Consider the following 21,715-nt stretch of genomic DNA (forward strand, 5'->3'; position numbering starts at 1 on the left):
GATCGGGGACTCATGACAACCGACGTGACGCGAGTCATCAAGTTGAAGGACGCTCCCGGCGAACGGACCGCTTGGGGACGCCCGAGGGCGGTCGTCTACCTCTGGGGGATCGCAGAGCTCCTCTTCGTGACGAATCCCTGGCAGATCTCGTCCGGCCTGCGAATCAAGGTCCTCCGCGCCTTCGGTGCGGAGATCGGTACCGGAGTGATCTTCCGACCCAGGACCCGAGTTCGCTTCCCGTGGAAGTTGCACATCGACGACGACAGCTGGATCGGCGAAGGCGTCTGGTTCCACAATCAAGACCACATCTACGTCGGCCACGACGTCGTCATCTCCCAGGAGACCTTCCTCACGACCGGCAGCCACGCGTACAAGCGCGACATGGGTCTCCTCACCCGCCCGATCCACATCGAAGCCGGCGCCTGGATCACCTCTCGCTGCATGGTCCTCGGTGGTTCAAGGATCGGGAGATCAGCTCTCGTGCGGCCTATGTCTGTGGTCAACTCGGAGCTCCCCGAAAACGTTGTAGCGTCGGGCAACCCGGCGAAAGTAGAGGGCCCCCGCTTCGATGTGTGAGAAAAAAGCGAGTAGTGATGGCACACCGATCCGGATCATTCACTTCGTGGCGCATGTCAGCCCCGATGGAAGATATGGAGGACCGCTTCGTGTAGCGACGGACCTTGCGCGAGCGCAACGCGAAGCTGGCCACCACGTGCGCATCATTGCCACTTACGAAGACTTCGATACGCCTCCAGCGCGCATAGGAGGCACGCGATTTCACGGGTTCCCAGCGCACCGGCTGGTCGGACGGGGCTACGGAGCGCTATTCTCAATAGCCCTCCTACGCAGCTTGTGGCGCCTCAGTCGCGACGTCGACGTGGTGCACGTACATCTGGCCCGTGACACACTCACTTCGTTCGGAGCTGTCCTACTCCGAATCAGAAATCGACGCTATGTGCTACAAACCCACGGAATGATCGAGGCGAAGCGCGGCATCGCGACGCACACGTTTGACACTCTTATCCTTCGTTCCACCCTCCGCGGCGCGAGTACTATATTCGCGCTGACAGAAAGCGAAGCACAGCTCTTCGGATCACTTGGCGCATCGCCTCAACGCATCATCATCCAGCCCAATGGCGTCCACTTATCTCCTCCGATAAACACGGCGCGAGACAGGGTTCTCTTCCTCGCACGTTTGCACCCGCGGAAGGGAGGGCTGCGTTTTACCGAAGCCGCTCTACAGCTCGCTCCGGAATTCCCCGATATTAGCTTCGTCGTCGCCGGCCCGGACGAGGGGGACGGAACGACGATCCGTCTTGCAATAGAGCGCGCCGGATCACCGAGCAACGTAAGAATGATCGGTGGAGTCGCACCAGAAGAGGTCGGCAGACAGATGGCAGGAAGCAAACTGTACGTCCTACCCGCCGAGCGCGAACCATTTGGCCTAACAATTCTTGAGGCGCTGACCCAGGGGACTCCCGTGCTTTTGCATGAAAGCTCAAGCCTGGCTCCGGAAGTATCGAAGGCAAAAGCCGGATTCGTATACACAGGTACTGCCGTTGATCTCGCCAGGCAGATGCGCGAATTGCTGCAGAACCCGACTCGGCTTGAGGACGCAAGACAGCAGGCATACTCTCTCGCTCAAGATTACGACGTCATTAAAGTGGCCGCGGGGATCACCCGCCACTACTATCAAACAGGACAAGCCCGATGAACATCAGTTGGTTCACCAACGTAGCGGCGCCCTATCGCATGCCAATCTGGGATCACGTTCGAAAAAACCATCAACTCAAAGTGCACCTCCTGGAGACCCCCGACTCCCTAGCCAAGGAGGGACGTCGCCCGTCCGATTGGGCACCCACGCTGAGCGATGACTTCGAGCAGGTGCCTAACTACACGTTTCGGCACGGTGAGAAGTCATATTACTTTGCTCGGAAGCTTCGGCTCATCCCTCAACGCACGGATGTCGCTCTCTTAGGCGGCTGGGAATCCCCAGTATATTTCCAATTACTATTCGAGACGAAGTTTCGACACGTCCGAAGCGTGGGCTTTTACGAGTCCACACTCAAGTCGAATTCGCACAGTTCGGGTCCGATCGCCGCAGCCCGCAGCACGTTTTTCCGAGCACTCGACGCGGTCGTGGTACCTGGCGAAGCCGCCGAGGAGGCACTTCTTAGCTTCGGCGTCCAACCAACCCGGATTCACAGGGGCTTCAACGCAATCGATGTTGCTATGTTCAACGACGCAGCCCGCCAGGCCTGGGCCCAGCACCGAGACCGACCGCAAGGGGGCAGGCGCTATGTTTTTGTTGGCCAATTGATCGATCGGAAAAACCCGGAGCTACTACTCCGAGCCTTCCATAAGTCAGCGAGCATCGATGATTCCCTCACCTTTGTCGGGCAGGGCGATCTACGCAGCGATCTCCTCGAATTGACTCGCAGGTTCGCTCTTGAGGACCGCGTGGAATTCATGGACTACGTCACAAATGAATCCCTCGCCTCACTGCTACCCACGTTCGATACTCTGGTGCTGCCGTCCGAGCAGGAAGTCTGGGGCCTCGTCGTGAATGAGGCGCTCGCAGCGGGTTTGTCCGTTGTTGTGAGCTCGAACGCGGGTGTTTCTCGCTCAGTGGCGTCGATGGCCGGAGTCACAGTTGTACCGCCCACCCTTGAGGCGATCTCAGCGGCTCTGCGCGGACTCAGCAAGCTGCCTGCCGACCATATTGTCTCTCCGGAGATATTGAAATACACACCAGAAGCCTTCTCAGACGTCTTTCTGGAAGCGATGAGGGTACGTTGACTTACAGACAGGCTGTCGCGCGAGCAGTAGGAGTTCTTCGATTCGCCATCTGGTCACGAACCCCGCGCGTACGAGCCAAAGGCCTCGGGAGACTTGACGGTTTCCCGCGAATGCGCCTCCTCGGCGGGAGCACCGTGGAGCTCGGGCCACGCGTCCGGCTCTTTCCTCGAGTTCGATTAGAGACCACTTCGCCTACCGCGGCGATCTACATTGGCGCGAGAACCTATCTCAACCGCAATGTGGAGATCAATTGTGCCGAAACAATTACGATAGGCACCGACTGCGCGATCGCCTGGGATGTACTCATCATGGACAACGACGCGCACAGCCTGAACGGTGCCTATGGCCGAAAGCCCGTGCGCATTGGCAACCACGTCTGGATCGGCCAAGGGGCACGCGTATTGAAAGGCGTAACGGTGGGAGATGGAGCAGTGATTGCACTCGGAAGCATAGTGACGCGAGACGTCCCAGCCCGAGCGCTCGTCGCCGGACAACCGGCCCGCGTTATCAGAGAGAACGTTTCTTGGGATCTTTGAGAAACTGACTTCATGGCACAGCGACCTTCTCCTGAACAAATCCGCGCGCGGCGTTCTCACCCAGCATCACTCCTAGGCTGCACCAATAGCGCGCCGCACTCAAGGCGTCACCGCGTTTTCAGGTCGGTGGCCTCCTCAGTGCATCAGGACCCACGCCCCGCTACTGCTGTGCTTCAGAAGTCGATGAGTTGTTCGCCCGATTGAGCGTCAAGAAGAAAGCTAAAATGAACGGCCAGTAAAGGTAGCGCTCAACGATACCATTGTTCAGTATCCCAAACATCAAAACGATACATGCGCTCCAGCTGAGTTGGGCAGTCAGTTCGTCGCGTGAGCCTCGAAGACCGCGGACGAACACCGACCCAATTCCGGCGTAGAAAACTGCGAAGAGCAATAAGCCGCCGCCGGCGAGCAAGATGAGGGGCACCATTTCACCGAGCCAGCTCGATAGGCCAGCGCCCAGAATAGGGTGGCTTACGAAGATCTCGAACCCTTCCTGCAGAGCTTGTGCACGAGCAGTATTCGAAAGCTGAGCTGATCCAGCCGAGAATCGCGTCGTCGCCCACACCTGCGGAAGGACCAGTATCCCAACCGCAGTGGCTAGGAGCCCAAGAGGGATACCCCAGATCCCACGGCCGCTCAGTCGCAACCGGACTACTCCCGAACCGACGAACGCAATGAGCCCCATAGCCAAACCCGCGCGCGACCCTGAAAGAAACAGGCTCCAGACCCCCGCAGTCAGACCGATGAACGCAAGCATCCGCAGTTGGACCTTTTTTTCTCGCCCAAAAGCGTAATGACAGAAAAGCGGGATCGCAACGCAAACAGTTTCGGCGAGTGAATTAGGGTGATTAGAAAGGCCGACCGATCGTACGGCAGAGTCGACGTGATAAAGGAAAGGAAGGTCTGGAAGTCCGGCTGCATACTGCACCACCGTCCACACGGCGCTTATCCCAATTCCAACCGACCAGAATCCCGCCAGTCGGACGAGTGCATCCTTCCGATCGCGGAACGCACTCGTCGCCACGCCGATAATTGTCCAGCACAGGAGGATGCGCCCAAGGAAAGCCGCTGACCCGCCCGCTGTTTCTCCGACCGACTCACCTGTGGTGTATAGCGCGGCGGTGAGCTGTTGAAATGGAAGCCGATCGAACACGATCGCATCCCGCGCCATAAGCATCAGGACCAAGGCGGGCAGCAGCAGGAACTGCCACCGCAGCTGCAATGTGACCCGGCCCGCTGCCAGGCTAACCGCGGATAGAATTGCGGCAGCGACTAGAAAGAAATCGGCGAGATTGAGGCCCACCAAGCGAAAACCAGTCCACCCAGAAGTGAGAGCAGCAAACGCCAATGCGAGGAGGAGCAATCTGCCCCGGGGAGCGGTGGCGCTCAAGGGTGGCTTCGCGTTAACCGTCCTTATCAGAGCCATCAGGAACTCCGTGAGTAGTTGTTTGCTGACGAAGGAGCTGAGCTCACCCTCGCGGCGAAAATGACCTGCAGCAAGATCGCAATCGCTAATCCAACTTCGAAGCCAATCAAGGCCAGCACGGCTCCCCCGACTGAGGCACCAACCGCCACAAGAACCAATCCGATCACGGCTCCCGTCATGGTCGCGCGCGCCAACGATTGCATCTTACCCGCCGTTGCCAAAACCGCGTGGCCGAACGCTTGCTCGACGAGAATGAGCGCCAGAGCGGCACCGAGCACTCCGACCTGAGCGAGAGTGAAGGTCAAGGACCGAGCGACGAGAAGATGAAGGATTGCCCTTCCGAAGAGCAAGAAGATAAAGAATCCCACGACTGCAATTGCAACGACGATCGCCGTCACTCTCCTCACAGCGTCCGCTCTTCCTGCACCTTCCGCTCGCGCAACATAACCCTGAGATACCTGCACCACGGGGGAAACCGCTGAGGCAAATTGACGCTGCACTTTGTCAAACACCGCATACACTGGCAACGCAGCTGGCGCGATGATGCCCACTAATACAATGGGCATCGCCGTAAAGGCAGATGAAGTTGCCGCCGCGACCATGCCGTGAGATTGTGCACGCAGTACCCGTAGAGTTCCCCTGAGAGACACCGAGCTACGATTTTCTGAGCCATGCGTCGATCCGATGTTGAGTGACGCAATCAATACTCCAGTGGCTATTCCCGCGAGCTGAATCATGAGCGCGGCCGCCGCCGATAGTCCAGCCGCAAGCCAAACCACCGCGATCATAGTCGAAACGGCCCGTGGAATCGTATCAATCACGATCAGTCGCCACGGCTGACCAATTCCGACATAGAACCAGCCGGGGCTGAATGCGACCGCAGCTGTCACGACAAGAGCTAACGATGCAATCGCAGAGAATCTTCCGATGACAAGGAACAAGATGACCAAGCCAAACGGAATCGCAGCGAGTGCCACCATTGATCTGCCCCCGAGCGACTCGAGATATCGCAAACGACGGGTTTGCCAATCGGCTCGTGCGACGTAAGTAGGCCCGGCTAATCCCCAACCATATCCCGTCAAAACGCCACAGAAGCCTCCAATCGCCTGCGCTACAGCAATGTTCGCCCACTCTCGAGCACCCACTGCGACGATTAGGGCGGGAATTATGATCAACCCAGCAACCGCCAGGATCAGCATGTTGACCGCAAAACCGCTAGTGAGGGAAGCTTGTCGCCCGATGGCACGTGCGCGCGTCACGCGCCTCTCCTTTTCGCTGCGCCCGACACTCCATCAAGAACTTCCACTGTGAACCGGTCCCAATCGTTCAACCGTCCCGCGCTGACACGACCAGAGACATTCGCGGCCCGAGCAAGTCTCTCGAGGGAAGGCAAGGGCTCAGTCTCACTGATGGCTCGCCGCAGCTGCAAAGTGTCGGCTGGTTCGACTACATGGCCGTCGCCTGCTTCTAGTACTTCGGATGCGCCTGTCGCCGTCGTCGTGATGATGGGGAGCCCTGAGGCCAAGGCTTCGCCCACCACAAGCCCGTAGGCATCCTCAACACTGGGAAGAACGAAAGCGTCCGCTTTGTTGAACATCGCTCGCAGTTGATGGTGTGCAACAACTGGATGATAGCGGACATTATCTGGCAATTTATCAATCAACTCTTTCGCCACCCGTGGGCCGACAAGATCGAGCGTGACTTTTTGACCCTTCACGGCTTCAAGCAGAAAAGGTAAACCTTTGCGATAGCTGATCTGTCCTACGTAGAGTAGTCGAACCTTGCCCGGTTCCCGTGTTGTCGTGCATTCGGCAAAGAATCTGTCGCGATCAACGCCGTAAGGAACCGTCAAGATCTTCGAACTATCGAGGCCTGCGGTCTTCATTTGTTGTGCGACGCCTTGCGATGGTACCAGGACGACTTCTGCGAGAGCGAGCTCACGCTCGATGCGTTCCACCAGCGCGAGAGGCAGAAGCTCCCTTCGCGCCTTCGATCCGTAGACGTCAGAGAGGATGGTGTTGCGCGCTCTGGGATGAGCGTCAACTTGATGGAGAACTCGATGCGCGCGCCCGCAGGTTTCGAACATCCGGGCGGACGCACCCGGCATTCCAAGGAGAATATTTGCATCGCGCACTATCTTTGCGGCAGCCTGGTCAAACGGCTGCCGGATTGCCCGCATTGGATCAGTTCGCCCGCCACTGAACAGGCCCAGACGGGCACCCAACCGAATCACCTCAAGGGAAGGCGCAATTTCAAGCAATCGTGAAGGCTCTATCCCAATCTGTGCGCTGCGATCTCCGACATTTGCACCAGAGGGACGCACGAACGCATTCTTCACGAGTTTGCTAGGCAAAATCAGGCGATCAAGCTTGCGCATGCGGTCCAAACCGCGAGCAAGCTGCAACGCTGCGCCCTCTGCGTACGGCGCGGCAATGGTCCAGTCCTGATCGTACTCAGTACGCGCCACGCTGCTCCAATACGGCTCGGCCGGTTTTCCATAGAATGGCGAAGTCACCAACAAGGGACCAATTCTCGACGTAGAACAGGTCCAACCGCACTGAGTCTTCCCAGGACAGGTCCGACCGTCCGCTCACCTGCCACAAGCCCGTCAACCCCGGCTTCACCAGGAACCGTCGGTGCACGTGGGAGTCGTACCGCTCGACCTCGCGGGCGAGCGGCGGACGCGGACCCACGAGGGACATGTCGCCGCCGAGGACGTTGAACAGCTGCGGCACCTCGTCCAGGCTGTACCGCCGCATGAACGCACCGATGCGGGTCACCCGGGGGTCGTTCTTCATCTTGAACAGGACGGCGTTGCCCTCGGCTCGGTCGAGCGTGCTGAGCTCCTGCAGACGGGCCTCGGCGTCGACGACCATGGAGCGGAACTTGATCATCCGGAAGGTCGAGCCGTTCAGGCCCACGCGCTCCTGCCGGAAGAACACAGGTCCAGGAGACGACGTCTTGACGAGGAGCGCAAGGACGAGGAGCACCGGGGACAGGACGAGCAGAAGCGCAGCTGATCCGACCAGGTCGAATGCCCGCTTCGTGTAGAGCTTCCGACCGGAGTACGTCGGGGTCTCGACGTGGATCAGCGGCAGGCCCTGCACGGGACGGGTGTGGATGCGCGGACCGCCGATGTCGGTCAGGCTCGGCGCGACGACCAGGTGCTGCCGGCCGGGTTCGAGCGACCAGCTGAGCCGGCGGACCCGCTCGGGCGGCAGGTCGTCCGAGCTGGTGATGACGACGGTGTCGGCGCCGGTCAGCTGGAGCGCCGACGCCACGTCGTCGATGCCACCGAAGCTCTCGATCGTCGAGCCGTCCAGCACTCCGCGGGTCCCGTTGGACACCGCGGCACCCACGACCCGGTAGCCGGCCTCGGGTGTGCGGGCGAGCTCGCGACCGATGTGGAGCACGCTCGCGGTGGACCCGACGAGCAGGACCCGGGCGGAGTAGCCCCCGTGCTTGCGCTCGGCGACGAGCCACTGCCGCCACATCCATCGCGAGAGCAGCAGGACCAGGATCCCGACCGGGAACGCGATGAGCACGTACCCACGGGCCAGGTCGACGTGCAGCAGGAACGCTGCGATCGCGAGCAGTCCGAACACCCGCACGCTCGAGTCCGCGACCAGGCGGTACTCCGCACTGCCGGTGCCGATGACGCGGGCTCCGCGGGTGTCGTACAGGGCGAGGGCCGTCATCCACACGACGATCACGACGACGGAGATCGCGAAGTAGCTGAGCCGCAGGTCAGCGGTGTTCGTCGCGAGGTTCGAGCTGAGACCGAGCCAGGCGATCTGCACGCCGAACACGACCCAGATCAGTGCGAGCAGGTCCGTGACCAGCACACGCCGCGAGTACGTGCGGCTCCACTCCTGCGTCGCCGCAGGAGCAGATGTCGGCCGGACCCGCTCCGCCGTCACGGTCGGCCCCGGCTCACCACGTCTTGCCCCCGTCCGCGGACACCGCGACCGTGTCACCCGCCCACATCCACACGGACTGCCCCGCCCGGTCGAACGCGATCGGCCCGGTGGTCTGCGCCGGGTTGCACCCCACGGGCGTGGTCGGCGTCGACGGCGTGACCCCGATGGCGGTCATGGTCGCGACCTGCACGCCCTCGCACGCCGCGGCCCCGACCCGCGCGAGCGTGTACGCGTTGCCGTCGACCGCGACGCCGCGAACGCCGCCGAGCGGCACGTCCACCCACGCGGCGGTGCCGGTGCGCCACTCGACCTGGCCGTCGCAGACGACGATCGCGGTGCGGGTGCCCTGGAACGCGTCGAGCGGTTCCGGGCACGGGTTCGCGACGGTGGTGGTGCCGAGGCGCACGCCGTCCGGCGTGATGCCGGCGCCCGAGGCGCCGGCTGCCGCCGCCTTCCAGGTCACGCCGTCGTCGACGGAGGTCCGCTCGGTCGCCTCGCAGCCGTCACCGACGGCCTCCAGCAACGAGAGTCCGTCCGTGGTCGCGCGCATCCCCCACACGGCGCGCACGTCGTCACCCAGGGCGACGGGCGTCCACGTGGTCCCACCGTCGACGGTGTGCTCCAGCACCACCTGCGCGACGGAACACGACGCACTGGAGGCACGCCATGCCTCCCGTCCGTCCACTGCGGACAGCAGACGGCGGGCCGGGCCCTGGGACGCACCCTGCGCGGACGCGTCCGGTGTCGGGGTGGCGGACGCCGACGGCGTCGGCGTCGCGTCCGAGGACGCTCCGAAGGTGGGGACCGGTCGGGGTGAGCCGACCGCCTCCGGGGCGGTCCGCCCCAGCGCCATCGCGACGAGCACGACGTCCACGACGACCAGGAGCACCACCACGGCGGCGACGCCGATCAGGGTGTTCCGTTTCAGATCACTGCCGAGGCCTCGGGCCCCCCGGCCTGCACGCATGTCGTCCCCCGGTCTCAGCGGTCGGCCCGGCGCAGCGTGCCGAGCTTCCCACGCGCCTGCTTCGGCGCCTTCGTGTCGGGCTGGGTGGGCTCTGCCTCGTCCAGTCCGTAGCCGTAGCCGTACCCGTAGCGGCCGTAGCCGTACGCACCCGGTCCGCGCACCGGCATCATCGTGATGACGAAGCCCGCGATCGGGGCGCCGACGTTCTCGAGCGACGCGACGGCGGCGGCGAGCTGGCCCTTGTGGGTCTTGCCGGAGGCGACGGCGAGGATCGCGCCGGACGCCTTCTTCGACAGGATCGCCGCGTCGGTGACGGGCAGCAGCGGCGGGGCGTCGAACAGCACGTAGTCGAACTGGCCCTCGAGCGTGGTGATGAGGTCCTGCATGGCCTTCGAGCCGAGCAGCTCCGACGGGTTCGGCGGGATCTGACCGGCGGGCAGCACGACCAGGTTGCCGCGGCCCCAGGGCTGGGCGACGTCCTCGAGCGAGGCGCGGCCGATGAGCACGTCGGTCAGCCCGGCGGAGCCGTCGACCTCCATGTACTCGTTCACGCGCGGGCGGCGCAGGTCGGCGTCGATCAGGATGACGCGGAAGCCGGCGCTGTCGAGCGCGATCGCCAGGTTCGCGACGGTGGTGCTCTTGCCCTCGGACTGCATCGACGACGTCATCACGAAGGTGCGTGCGCCGGTGCCCAGGTCGAGGAACTGCAAGTTCGTGCGGAGCGTGCGGAAGGACTCGGCGCGCGGGCTGCGCGGGTCGACCTGGACGATGAGCGGCCGCTCGGAGGCCTTGCCGTCGAACGCGATGCCGCCGACGACGGGCTTGGCGCTGATCTTCTCGACGTCGGTCTCGGTGCGGACGCGGTTGTCGAGCGTCTCGCGCAGCACGGCGATGCCGACGCCGAGCGCCAGACCGACGAGCAGCCCGAGGGCGATGTTCACGGGAACGTTCGGGCTGACCGGGCTGAGCGGCACGTCGGCCTGCTTGACGCGGGTGAGCTTGACGGTGCTCGTGCCGTTCGCGTCGGTGGCCTCGATGTCCTGCACGACGTTGGTCAGGCTGGACGACACCGCGTTGGCGATCTCGGTGGCCTGCACCGGGTTCGTGTCGTTCACGGTGATGGAGATGAGCGTGGTGCTCGTCGGCGCCGTCGCCGAGACCATCTTCGCGAGCTGGTCGGCGTTCATGTCGAGCTTGAGTGACGAGATCACCGGCAGGAGCACGATGGGCGTCTCCACCAGGTTCGAGTACGTCAACACGCGCTGCTGCGTGAAGGTGTTGCCCTGCGCCAGGTCACTCGCGCTGCCCGACGTCTCCGTCGACACGAACACCTGGGCAGAGGCGGAGTACACCGGCTTCTTCAGCAGCGAGAAGCCGGCCGCGGCCGCCACCCCCACCAGGGCGAGCACCACGATGAGCACCCACCCCTTGCGGAGCACAGTGATGTAGTCGCGCAGTTCCACGCGGCCGTCCTTCCCCGATCCTCGCCGTCCCTGTGGTCCCGACACAGGCCTGCAGAGGTTTTCCCAGCAGACGGCATTCAAATAGTGCCACATGGATGAGGCCCACTCGGCTGTTCTCCCCGATCCGCGTCGGTGGTCCTCTACGCTCGCCCCATGACGCCCCAGCCGGAAGCGGCCGCCCACGAGCCATCGACCGCCCGGCAGCGGGACCTCGTCGCCCTGCTCATCGCCCTCGTCGTGGCGGTCGTGCTCGCCCGGATCGTCAGCACCCTGACGCTCCGCGGGGCGATCCCGACGCCGGTGCTGCAGGTGCTCGTCGGCGACCTGTCGGTTTGGGTGCCGCTCGCGCTCGGTGCCGTGTGGGTGCTCGCGCGGACGGGCCGGGGCACGCTCGCCCGGTTCCGGATCGAGCTCGGCGACCTGGTCTTCGCGCTCGGTATCGTGATCCTGGCGCGGGTGCTCGACGTGGTCCTGGCGATCTCGTTCACGGGGACGACCGGACTGACCCCCGCGCCGTCGCTCGGGGCTCCCGACGTGGGGTTCCTGGTCGTGTCGGCGATCGGCATCGTGCTCGTCAGCCCCGTGCTCGAGGAGCTGTTCTTCCGCGGCCTGTTCCAGCGCATCCTGGCCGACGAGCTGACCCCGCGGACGCAGTGGCTCGCGGTGGTGCTGACGGCGTTCCTGTTCGCCCTGTCGCACCTGTTCCTGGGCTCGGCGACGACGACGCTCGGCGGGTTCCAGGTGTTCGTGACGACGTTCGTGCTCGGGCTGCTGACCGGGACGCTCGTCGCGATGACGAACCGGATCGGCGCGGCGGTCGTGGCGCACGTGCTGTTCAACGCGGTGGCGGTCGTCGCGACCTGGCCGCGGTAGCGCGGCCGCTCGGATCAGCGCGGCCGCGCGGCGTCAGCGCAGCGCGCGCAGGGCGTCCGCGATCGGCGCGAGCGCCGCGTCGATCTCGTCGGCGACCCGCTCGTGCGTCTCGTCGGAGCGCCGGTAGGGGTCGTCGACGTCGTCGTCCGCGGGGTCGGCCGGCGGCGGCACGGTCCCCCGGAGCCGGGCGACCCGCTCGACCAGGTCCTGCGCCGTCTCGATCCCCGCCAGGTCCTCCGGCTCGAGCCCGTCGAGCACCCGCGCGAACTGCTTGATCGTGAACGCCCGCTTCGCCGCCCGGGGCGCGAGCGACACCACGGCTGCGCGGTGCGACCGCTCGGCCGTCAGCACGAGGTCCGCCGACGCCGCGATCTGCTCCGTCAGGTAGCGCGACCGGTGCGTCGACGGGTCACCGCCGAGCCGAGCGGACTGCGCAGCGGCAGCGCCGTCCATCGCTGCACCGTCGTCGGCGATCGTGCCCGCCGACTCGACCGTGAACGCGTGCGCGTCCGGGCCGAGCCGGGCGGTCAGGACCTGGGCGCCGAGGGGCGACCGGCAGATGTTGCCGCTGCAGACGAACAGGACCCGCATGCTCAGAGCGCCGCGCCGAGCAGGTCGTGGCGCACGACGATGGCGTCACGGCCGGGGCCGACACCGATCGCGGAGATCCGGGCGCCGGACATCGCCTCGACCGCCAGCACGTAGTCCTGGGCGTTCTGCGGCAGGTCCTCGAACGAGCGGGCACCCGTGATGTCCTCGGTCCAGCCGGGGAACTCCTGGTAGATGGGCTTCGCGTGGTGGAAGTCCGACTGGTTGACGGGGACCTCGTCCAAGCGCTGCCCGTCGACCTCGTAGGCGACGCACACGGGGATGGTCTCGAGGCCGGTCAGGACGTCGAGCTTCGTCAGCACGAAGTCGGTCACGCCGTTGATGCGGGCGGTGTACCGGGCGATCGGGGCGTCGTACCAGCCGCAGCGGCGCGGACGACCGGTGGTGGTCCCGAACTCGAAGCCGTTCGCGCGGAGGAACTCCCCCGACTCGTCGAACAGCTCGGTCGGGAACGGACCGGCGCCGACGCGGGTCGTGTACGCCTTGACGATGCCGATGATGCGCTCGAGCTTGCCCGGGCCGATGCCCGAACCGGTCGCGGCGCCACCCGCGGTCGCGGACGACGAGGTCACGAACGGGTAGGTGCCGTGGTCGACGTCGAGCATCGTTGCCTGCCCGGCCTCGAACAGGACGGTGTCGCCCCGCTCGAGCGCCCGGTGGATCTCGAGCGCGGTGTCGGCGACCATCGGACGCAGGCGGTCCGCGAAGGACAGCAGCGACTCGACGACCTCGTCCGCGTCGATCGCGCGGCGGTTGAAGACCTTGACGAGCAGGTGGTTCTTCTGGTCGAGGGCCGCCTCGACCTTCTGCCGCAGGATGTTCTCGTCGAAGATGTCCTGGATGCGGATGCCGACGCGGTTGATCTTGTCGGCGTAGGTCGGGCCGATGCCGCGGCCGGTGGTGCCGATCTGGCGCTTGCCGAGGAACCGCTCGGTCACCTTGTCGATGGTGCGGTGGTAGTGCGTGATGACGTGCGCGTTCGCCGACACGAGCAGCTTCGACACGTCGACGCCGCGGGCGCGCAGGGCGTCGAGCTCCTGGAACAGGACCTCGAGGTCGACGACGACGCCGTTGCCGATGATCGGGGTGACGCCGGGCGTCAGGATGCCGGACGGCAGCAGGTGGAGCGCGTACTTCTCGCCACCGACGACGACCGTGTGCCCGGCGTTGTTGCCGCCGTTGAACTTCACGACGTAGTCGATGCGGGAGCCGAGGAGGTCGGTGGCCTTCCCCTTGCCCTCGTCACCCCACTGGGCACCGATGATGACTGCTGCGGGCATGGAGGTTCTCCTCACGTTGGCGGAGGACCGCACCGGCGGGCTGGGCCGATGGTCCACCCGAGTCTATCGAACGGTCACCTGCCCGCTACCTCGCGCGGTCGGACCGGGTCGCGTCGCGACGTGGTCGCGACCCACGGACGGACGGGAGGCACGGTGCCAGCTGGCACCGTGCCTCCCGTCCGGTCCGTGGTGACGCTGGATCCGGGGTGACGCTGCGCGGTCAGGCGCGGAAGAAGTCCTGGTACGACGGATCGCCGACCGGCTGGGAGTGCCCCGGCTCGGCGAGGCGCTCGGCCACCATGGCCTGGATCGCGTCCGGCGGGGTGAGCCCACGGCGGCGCCACTCCATCGGGTTGGCCCGGAGCTGCATCAGGGTGCTCTGCGTTCGCATGGGACGACCTTCCCACCGATTGCCTAGTTTGTCTAACTACATGTCCTGTTGCCGCACTCCGGTTGCGCCGGACGTGCGGAACGCCCCGCCACCCGAGGGGTGACGGGGCGTTCCTGGTGGTGCGTCAGCGGCGCGGAGCCACCTCGGCGGTCGACTTCGAGGTCGCCGAACCGTCCTGGTACCCCGTCGCCTTCGCGGTGACCTGCACCTGGAAGCGGTGCCCCTGGTCGGTCGTGCCGAGCGAGTAGCGCTCGCCGGTCGCACCCTTCACGGCCACGCCGTCACGGAGCCACTGGTACGAGTACGTCACCTTCTTGCCGTCCCACGAGCCGTGCTGCGCGCGGAGCGTCTTGCCGACCTTCGGGTCACCCGAGATCGTCACGGCGCTGCCCTTGCGGAGCGCGAGCGTCGGCGCGGTCTGCGCCGCCGCGAGCGTGTCCGCCTGGTCTCCCACCGCGTTGCCGAGGTGGAGCAGCAGGATGCGGGCGTTCGTGACGTCCGCGGGACGCGTGACCTGCAGCGAGCCCTGGTCCGCGAAGAGCACACCCGTGGTGGTGCCCTGCGCGAAGGTCAGCGCCGGCTTCGACGGGTCGTACGTGGCCGAGTCGGTCTCGTCGACGACGTAGGAGCCGCTCGTGGCGAGGGCCGGGGCGTACGCCGACTCGGTCAGGACCGAGTAGTCGAACGGACCGGTCGCGCCGATCGTCGAGGCCGACACCGTCAGGACCTTCACGGCGCTGTCGAACGTGTTCACGTCCTGCCCCGCCGTCCCGCCGTTGAGCGGCTGCGAGTCGACCGTCTTGCCCGTCGCCAGGTCCACCGTGGTGGCGAACGTGGCGTCGACCGTGGCCGACTTCGCGTCGTACACCAGGTAGTCCGGCTTCCCGTCGCGGTTCGTGTCGATCATGACCTCGACGTTGGTGACGGCGCCCGGGTTGGCGTCGGCACCGGCGGTCTGGACGCCGAACGCGAGCGTGTCGGACGCCTTGTCGTAGTTCGCACCGTAGGAGCGGATGTCCGCGGCCTGGAGCGACTGCTTCGCCGAACCGGCCGGGAACGACTCCTGCGGGTCCGTCCCGCCGAGCACGAACGGCGTGACGACCGAGTGGTACCCGGTCACGGCGTCGCCCTGGTCGACCGCACGCCCGGTGAGCGCGAGGTCCGCCGTGGTCTGCGCGCCCGAGAACGCGATGTCCTTGCCGTGCACCGCACTGACCGGCTTCGGGGCCACGTAGGCGCCGAGACGGAGCGGGTTGAGCGACGAGTCGGTCGGCGTGAAGGCCACGACACCCGACGCAGCGGCGACGAACTCACGCTGGTAGCCGGACTGCACCGACTCCTGCGTGGGGTCGATGACGCGACGGAGCTTCGTCGGGTCGGCGATCGTGAACGTCAGCTTGACCGTCGCGGTGCCGTGGGCCGGAGCCGTGACCCGCTTCGTGCTCAGCGTGAACGCGACGCCCGGCTGGTCCACCTGCGGCTGGTAGGCCACGTCGTAGGTGTGCGGACGGCCGTCGGTGTTCTCGATCTGCAGCGTGCGGGACTCGGTCGTGGCACCGCTGACCTCGACGACACCGTACGAGGCGGTGACGAGCTGGTCGTTCTCGATGCTGCGGACCGTGGTGCCGGCGGTGACCGCCTGCAGCGCGTCGACGCGGCCGGTGCCCTGGCGGAGCAGCGTGGCCGTGCGGTCGCCCTGGCGGACGTCGTGCGTCGCGGTGTTCATCACGGCGGCCTTGACCTGCGGGGCCGTCCAGGACGGGTGCGACTGGAACGTCAGCGCGACGATGCCGGCCACGTGCGGGGTCGCCATCGAGGTCCCGCTCATCGACATGCGGCCGTCACCGGTGCCGTTGGCCGCGGAGATCACGTTGACCCCGGGGCCGGCGACGTCGGGCTTGACGATGTCGTCGAACGATCCGTGGACGCCACGGCTGGTGAACGGTGCGAGCGTGTTCACGTTCGCCTGGTCGGTCGCCAGCTGGAAGCCCTTGAGCTCCTGTGCGAAGCGCACGTGCAGGGTCCCGGCCTGGGCAGCGGCCTGGAGGCTCGCCACACTGTCCGACGTGAGCTCGGCTCCCGGGATGGTCGCGTTGCCCGCGATGCCGGAGTCGAAGCTCGTCACCGTTCCGGCCAGCAGGACGCCGACACCGCCGGCCGCCTGGACGTTGTTGAAGCGGACGCCCGAGCCGCACTCGAGTGCGCCGTCGGTCCACTTCAGCCAGACGACCTTGCCCTTCACCTTGGCGGCCTCGTCGGCGCTGAACGCCTGGCAGCCGTCGATGTTCGTCGACGGGACGACGACGTCGCCCTCGACCGGCAGGGTGCCCTGGTAGTTCTGCGAGTACTGCGCGCGGTAGGTGTTCGCGACGTCCGCGGGGGCGGTCGCCTGCACACCGTCGAAGAGCGACTGGCCGGTGGCGCTCGCGGCCACGGTCAGGGCGCCCTCGGCGTTCCCCGGCGAGCCACCGATGTCGGTGAAGTCGTCGGCGTTGCCCGAGGCGATGACCGGCAGGACACCGCGGGCGGTGAGCGCGTCGATCTTGGCGTTGTCGGGGTCGTCCGGAGCGCCGTAGTCGGAGCCGAGCGACAGGTTCAGGACGTTGATGTCCTTGCCCTCGGTCAGGGCCTTGCCGACCCAGTCGAGCGCGGCACCGGTCAGGTCGGTCGAGCCGCCGTCGTCACCGAACACCTTGAGGGCGTACAGCCCGGCCTGGGGCGCGGTACCCGGGCCGACCCACATGTCCTGCACGGTCTGGTTCGTGAGCTTCGAGTAGTCGCCGCGGAAGGTCTTCTTGTCCGCCGTCAGACCGAAGCCCGCCGCGGTGCCCGCCACGTGCGTGCCGTGGTCGCCGCCCTTGCCGTCGATCGGGTTCGCGTCCGGCTTCGGGGTCGGGTCGTACGCCGCGCTCGAGGTGTCCGCGTTGTAGGTCGGACCGGCGAAGTCGTAGCCGCCGAGGTACTTCGAGCCGTCGTACCAGCTCGGGTCGGGGGCGTTCGTGCTCGCGAGGGCGGTCTGGTACGCGGCCGTGGTGCCGGGGCCGCCGAAGTCCGCCTGCGTGTAGTCGAGACCGGTGTCGAGCACGGCGATGTTCACGCCCTTGCCCGTCTTCCCGGTCTGCTGCCACGCGTCGAGGGCCCGCGTGTAGACGTCGCTCGCCGCGTTCTTCGGGCTGACGCCGTCCGCGCCCGGCTTGACCAGGTCGGGGTCGACGCCGCTCGGGGCCTGCGACGCATCGCCCGGTGCCGGGTCGACGATCTTCTTCGGGGTGAGCGGGATGATGCTCTCGACGTCGGAGCGCTCGGCGATGCTGCGGAGCGCGTCGACGTCGGCGACGACCGCGACGCCGGGGACCGTGTACTCGGTCGAGTACAGCTCGGTGGCCTTCGCGTCCGACTGCTTGACAGCGGCACTGACCGCGTCGACCGTCGACGCGATCGCCTGCACGCGCTGCTTCGCCTGCGTCGACTGGGTCTTCGACTTCGTCAGGTCGCCGCCCTTGGCCTTCGCGTCGACCGCGAGCGCACCCTCGCCGGTCGTCCGCACGAACGCGGCGATCGTCTTCGAGGGCTTCGCGTCGCGGAGCGGCTGCGCGAGCTTGAGGTCGGCCGACGACAGCCCGGTCGGGGCGGCGTTCGCGGCGCCGCCGACGGCGAGTCCGCCGCACGTCAGGGCCACGGCGGCGATGCCGGCGGTCAGGACGCGGGTGAGCCGGCGGTGCCGGATGGGGGCGGTGGGGTCTGTCTGATCTGGTGTTGCACGGTTCGGTGTAGCTCTGGTCACAGGGCGCACTCCTCGGGTTCCGTCCGTGGTGGGAATTCCTGTGAAGTTATGCGGTCGCTCACAGGCACCGCAGTCCGCACTTCGGGGGACTGGCCCCCGTCCGGGGGTACACGATCTGTGAACTTGCACACTGCTGTGCACGATCGTACGATGGTCGCCGTGACCACCGCAGACCAGCCCGTGCGCGCCCCACGGCGTGACGCGACCGAGAACCGCGCCGCCCTGATCGAGGCCGCGAAGACCGTCCTGCAGCAGGACCCGGACGCGTCGCTCGAGACCATCGCGAGCGCCGCCGGGTTGTCGCGGCGTGCGGTCTACGGACACTTCCCGTCGCGGGACGACCTGGTCCGCGAGCTCGTCACCGCCGGTGCCGCCCGGATCGCCGCCGCCATGCCGACGACCTCGGACCTCGGGGTCCTGCCGCCGGCGTCGCGCCTGGCCGTGATCGCGGTCGCGCTCTGGTCCGAGGTGTCGCACGTCCGCTCGATGGCTCGGATCGCCGTGCGCTCGCCGTTCGCCGAGTCCGTGGCCGAGGTCTTCGCGCCGCTGCGGGCCCAGGTGCGCGAGGCGTGCGCGCTCGGGATCGCCGAGGGCTCGATGCGCGACGACGTCGACCCCGCCACGCTCGGCCGGCTGGTCGAGGGCGCGTGCATCACCGTCCTCGACGAGGCCACCCGCTCGGGCACCACCGACGAGGCCGGCCGGCGCATGGTCGTGCTGTCGGCCCTCGGCACCGCCGGGATCGACTGGCGGACGGCGCTGCTGTCCGAGCCGGTCGCTCCCGTGTCCCCCACCACCACGACCACCACCCCGGAGGCCCGCGCATGACGACGCTCGAACTCGACCACGTCGGCATCGGCGAGGAGCCCGGTGCGGCGCTGCCCGTCGTGTCCGCCGTCGCCGGACCCGGGAGGCCCGGGGTCGTCGCCGTCGAGACCGAGCAGGCACCCGTGCTCGCGTCGCTCGTCGCCGGCGGCCGGATGCAGCCCGAGGCCGGACGGGTGCTGCTCGACGGACACCCGGACGCGGGGGCGGTGCGCACGGCGTTCGCGCTCGTGGACACCCCCGGGGTCGCCGAGCCGTTCCCGGTGCTCACGCTGACCCAGGTCGTGCGCGAGGAGCTCGCGTTCGCCGGGCAGCGGCCCTCCCGCCGGCACGTCGACACCGTGCTCGACGAGCTCGGGATGCGGGAGTACGCCGACACCGCCGTGCAGCGGGTCCCGACGGGCGTGCGGGTGCGGCTGCTGGTCGAGCTCGCGCTGCTGCGGGACGGGGTGACGGGCATCGTGCTCACCACCCCCGAGCGGCACGGGGGCGCCGTGGCGGAGTGGTTCGCGGTGGTGCGCGACGTCGCCCGCCGCGGCGTGACCGTCGTCGTCGTGACCTCCAAGGCGGCCGCGGCGACCGTCGAGCAGCTGCTCGACACCATCGGGACGGACACCGTGTCCGACCCGCACCAGACCGAGGGTCCCGACGACGTGACCGTGACCGACGGAGGCCCCACGAGCCTCCCGGCCGACACCGACCACCTGCCCACGGAGGCGACAGCGTGACCATCCCCTCGCTCATCCGCGCCGAACTCGCGCGGCTCACCGCGACACCGCTCGCACGCCTGGCGTTCATCGCCCTGATGATCGTGCCGCTGCTCTACGGCGGCGCGTACCTGTGGGCCAACCGCGACCCGTACGCCAAGCTCGACCAGGTCCCGGCCGCGATCGTCGACCAGGACGCCGGCGCGACCCTGGACGGCGAGCGCGTCGACTACGGCGAGGACGTCACGAAGCAGGCACTGGACGGCGCCGACTTCAAGTGGACCCAGACCTCCGCGGCCGACGCGCGCTCGGGCGTGCGCAACGGCACCTACGACTTCGTCGTGACCATCCCGCACGACTTCTCGGAGTCGCTCGTGTCGGCGCAGGGCGACGAACCGAAGCGCGCCGAACTCGTCATGACGACGGCGGACACCAACTCGTACCTGGCGTCCACCATCGCGGAGCAGGCCGGCAAGACCATGCGCACCGCCGTGGCGGAGCGGGTCGGGAAGCAGGCGGCGAAGACCCTGCTCGTCGGGCTCGCGGACGTGCGGGACAGCCTCGGCGACGCCGTCGACGGGGCGGGCCAGCTCGCCTCGGGGGCAACCTCGGCCGCCGACGGGGCCCGGCAACTCGCGTCCGGGACGGACCAGCTGTCGGCGGGGGCGTCGCAGCTCGCGGCGGAGACGGCCGAGCTGCCGTCGCAGACGCGGCAGCTCGCGGACGGGGCCGGCCAGGTCGCGTCCGGGGCGTCGTCGCTGGCATCGGGACTCGCGGACGCGCAGCGGCAGACGGCGGACCTGCCGGCGCAGACACAGCAGCTCGCCGGGGGTGCGAAGCAGGTGTCGGACAACCTGACGTTGCTGACCAAGAAGACCGACCCGGCGCTCCAGGCGCTGCAGACGGCGTCGCCGGACACCGTCACGGCCGCGATCACCCAAGCCGCCGCCGACCGCGGGGTCACCCTGACGCCGGAGCAGCAGGCCGTGGTCGCCGCGACCGTGCAGGCCCAGCTACAGGACGAGAAGACGCAGCAGCAGCTCGCCGACGCGAAGGCGGCGCTGCAGGGGCTCGACCAGCTCCGTGACGGGTCGCAGCAGGTGACGGACGGGGCCGCGCAGCTCGCCGCCGCCGCACCGACGCTGTCGAACGGGATCGCGTCCGCCGCGTCCGGGGCGTCGCAGCTGTCGACCGGCGCGTCGCAGGTCTCGGCCGGTACGTCGAAGCTCGCCGACGCCGCGCCCACGCTGTCCTCGGGTGCGTCGTCGCTCGCCTCCGGTGCCGCGTCGGCCGCGTCCGGTGCGTCGTCGCTGTCATCCGGGGTGGACCAGCTCGAGAGCGGCTCGAAGGAGCTCGCGTCGAAGCTCGACCAGGGGCGCACGAAGATCCCGGCGTCCACGGCGTCCCAGCGGAACGCGCAGGCATCGGTCATCTCGGACCCCGTGAAGGTCGGTGACGACAACGTGGCCGCCGCGTCGAACTACGGGGCCGGCCTCGCGCCGTTCTTCATCTCGCTCGCGGCCTGGATCGGCATGTACGCGCTGTTCCTGATCCTCAAGCCGATCTCGAAGCGGGCGATCACGGCGGTGCGGAAGCCCCTGTCGGTGGTGCTCGGCGGCTGGCTGACGCCGGCGCTCCTCGGGGTGGTGCAGATGGCGGCGCTGTTCCTGATCGTGCGGTTCGCGCTCGACCTCGACGTGGTGCACGCCGGGTCGACGGTGGGCGTGATGGTCCTGGCCTCGGCGACGTTCGCGGCGATCATCATGGCGCTCAACGTGCTGCTCGGCTCGGTCGGTCAGTTCCTCGGGCTCGTGCTCATGCTCGTGCAGCTCGTGACCGCCGGTGGGACCTTCCCGTGGCAGACGCTGCCGGGGCCGTTGGCGGCGCTGCACTTCGCGCTGCCGATGACGTACTCGGTCGACGCCCTGCGGCAGACGATGTACGGCGGGTCGATGGGCGCGGTGTGGTCCGACGTCGGGGTGCTCGCGTGCTGGCTGCTCGGCGCACTGCTGGTGTCCCTCGTGGTGACGGCCCGGCAGACCCGCACGCGGACGCTGCGCGACCTGCGGCCGAGCCTGATCGGGTAGCGGCGGGGCCCGGGCCGGCGGCCGGAGCCGGGCCGGCGGTGCCGCGCG

The 21,715-nt window shown here is 67.2% G+C and carries 18 protein-coding genes; 8 read left to right on the forward strand and 10 right to left on the reverse strand.

Annotated elements, in window-relative coordinates; all coding sequences use genetic code 11:
* Positions 1-12: 12 nt before the first annotated feature.
* From DEU32_RS09200 to DEU32_RS17515, 4 genes are all read left to right on the forward strand, one after another.
* Positions 13-576: an acetyltransferase gene (locus DEU32_RS09200; RefSeq protein WP_114850250.1), complete on the forward strand. Its 564-nt coding sequence runs from the start codon at positions 13-15 to the stop codon at positions 574-576.
* The gene (locus DEU32_RS09205; protein WP_114850251.1) at positions 569-1,714 is read left to right on the forward strand and encodes a glycosyltransferase; all 1,146 of its coding nucleotides are present in this window, start codon (positions 569-571) and stop codon (positions 1,712-1,714) included. Before DEU32_RS09200 ends, DEU32_RS09205 begins: the two co-directional genes overlap by 8 nt.
* Positions 1,711-2,799 carry a glycosyltransferase family 4 protein gene (locus DEU32_RS09210; protein ID WP_114850252.1) on the forward strand — a complete coding sequence of 363 codons (1,089 nt, stop codon included), beginning with the start codon at positions 1,711-1,713 and terminating at the stop codon, positions 2,797-2,799. The genes DEU32_RS09205 and DEU32_RS09210 overlap by 4 nt, the downstream gene beginning before the upstream one ends.
* 308 nt (positions 2,800-3,107) lie before the next feature.
* Entirely contained in the window at positions 3,108-3,335 is a 228-nt protein-coding gene (locus tag DEU32_RS17515; protein WP_309473787.1) for a DapH/DapD/GlmU-related protein, read from the forward strand.
* A 160-nt stretch (positions 3,336-3,495) separates the two neighbouring features.
* On the opposite strand, the gene DEU32_RS16915 is transcribed toward DEU32_RS17515, so the two are convergent.
* The 6 genes from DEU32_RS16915 to DEU32_RS09245 form a co-directional block, all read right to left on the reverse strand.
* Complete coding sequence (locus DEU32_RS16915; protein WP_147281437.1) at positions 3,496-4,638, reverse strand: O-antigen ligase; 1,143 nt, start codon at positions 4,636-4,638, stop codon at positions 3,496-3,498.
* 122 nt (positions 4,639-4,760) lie between these two features.
* Positions 4,761-6,020, reverse strand: coding sequence for a hypothetical protein (locus DEU32_RS16920; protein ID WP_147281438.1), 1,260 nt, complete (start codon positions 6,018-6,020; stop codon positions 4,761-4,763).
* Positions 6,017-7,228, reverse strand: coding sequence for a glycosyltransferase family 4 protein (locus DEU32_RS09225; protein ID WP_114850255.1), 1,212 nt, complete (start codon positions 7,226-7,228; stop codon positions 6,017-6,019). The genes DEU32_RS16920 and DEU32_RS09225 overlap by 4 nt, the downstream gene beginning before the upstream one ends.
* The gene (locus DEU32_RS09230) at positions 7,215-8,681 is read right to left on the reverse strand and encodes a sugar transferase (protein ID WP_181819248.1); all 1,467 of its coding nucleotides are present in this window, start codon (positions 8,679-8,681) and stop codon (positions 7,215-7,217) included. The genes DEU32_RS09225 and DEU32_RS09230 overlap by 14 nt, the downstream gene beginning before the upstream one ends.
* A gap of 13 nt (positions 8,682-8,694) precedes the next feature.
* Complete coding sequence (locus DEU32_RS17150; protein WP_181819249.1) at positions 8,695-9,648, reverse strand: hypothetical protein; 954 nt, start codon at positions 9,646-9,648, stop codon at positions 8,695-8,697.
* Positions 9,649-9,662: 14 nt separating this feature from the next.
* On the reverse strand, positions 9,663-11,111 hold the full coding sequence (locus DEU32_RS09245; RefSeq protein WP_114850258.1) for a polysaccharide biosynthesis tyrosine autokinase: 1,449 nt from the start codon (positions 11,109-11,111) through the stop codon (positions 9,663-9,665).
* 153 nt (positions 11,112-11,264) lie between these two features.
* Between DEU32_RS09245 and DEU32_RS09250 the strand changes: the two genes are divergently transcribed.
* On the forward strand, positions 11,265-11,984 hold the full coding sequence (locus DEU32_RS09250; protein WP_114850259.1) for a CPBP family intramembrane glutamic endopeptidase: 720 nt from the start codon (positions 11,265-11,267) through the stop codon (positions 11,982-11,984).
* A 33-nt stretch (positions 11,985-12,017) separates the two neighbouring features.
* Here the strand turns inward: DEU32_RS09250 and DEU32_RS09255 are convergent, their stop codons facing one another.
* The 4 genes from DEU32_RS09255 to DEU32_RS09265 all read right to left on the reverse strand — a co-directional run bounded on the left by DEU32_RS09255 (position 12,018) and on the right by DEU32_RS09265 (position 18,048).
* Positions 12,018-12,575 (reverse strand): low molecular weight phosphatase family protein, encoded by a 558-nt coding sequence (locus DEU32_RS09255; RefSeq protein WP_114850260.1) that lies wholly within the window; start codon positions 12,573-12,575, stop codon positions 12,018-12,020.
* Positions 12,576-12,577: 2 nt separating this feature from the next.
* The gene (locus tag DEU32_RS09260) at positions 12,578-13,873 is read right to left on the reverse strand and encodes an adenylosuccinate synthase (protein ID WP_114850261.1); all 1,296 of its coding nucleotides are present in this window, start codon (positions 13,871-13,873) and stop codon (positions 12,578-12,580) included.
* A 220-nt stretch (positions 13,874-14,093) separates the two neighbouring features.
* Entirely contained in the window at positions 14,094-14,264 is a 171-nt protein-coding gene (locus DEU32_RS17155) for a hypothetical protein (RefSeq protein WP_167509991.1), read from the reverse strand.
* A gap of 124 nt (positions 14,265-14,388) precedes the next feature.
* Positions 14,389-18,048, reverse strand: coding sequence for a S8 family serine peptidase (locus tag DEU32_RS09265; protein WP_181819250.1), 3,660 nt, complete (start codon positions 18,046-18,048; stop codon positions 14,389-14,391).
* A gap of 159 nt (positions 18,049-18,207) precedes the next feature.
* Here DEU32_RS09265 and DEU32_RS09270 point away from each other — a divergent pair, with 159 nt between their 5' ends.
* Genes DEU32_RS09270 through DEU32_RS09280 form a run of 3 tightly spaced genes read left to right on the forward strand, consistent with a single transcriptional unit; the run spans position 18,208 to position 21,667 of the window.
* Entirely contained in the window at positions 18,208-18,876 is a 669-nt protein-coding gene (locus tag DEU32_RS09270; RefSeq protein ID WP_114850427.1) for a TetR/AcrR family transcriptional regulator, read from the forward strand.
* A complete protein-coding gene (locus DEU32_RS09275) occupies positions 18,873-19,601 on the forward strand; it encodes a hypothetical protein (protein WP_114850263.1) in 729 nt (242 codons plus the stop codon). The genes DEU32_RS09270 and DEU32_RS09275 overlap by 4 nt, the downstream gene beginning before the upstream one ends.
* Positions 19,598-21,667: a YhgE/Pip domain-containing protein gene (locus DEU32_RS09280; RefSeq protein ID WP_114850264.1), complete on the forward strand. Its 2,070-nt coding sequence runs from the start codon at positions 19,598-19,600 to the stop codon at positions 21,665-21,667. Before DEU32_RS09275 ends, DEU32_RS09280 begins: the two co-directional genes overlap by 4 nt.
* The last annotated feature ends 48 nt before the right edge of the window (positions 21,668-21,715 follow it).

This window comes from Curtobacterium sp. AG1037 (genome assembly GCF_003349855.1).
In the GTDB taxonomy this organism is placed as follows: Bacteria; Actinomycetota; Actinomycetes; order Actinomycetales; family Microbacteriaceae; genus Curtobacterium; species Curtobacterium citreum.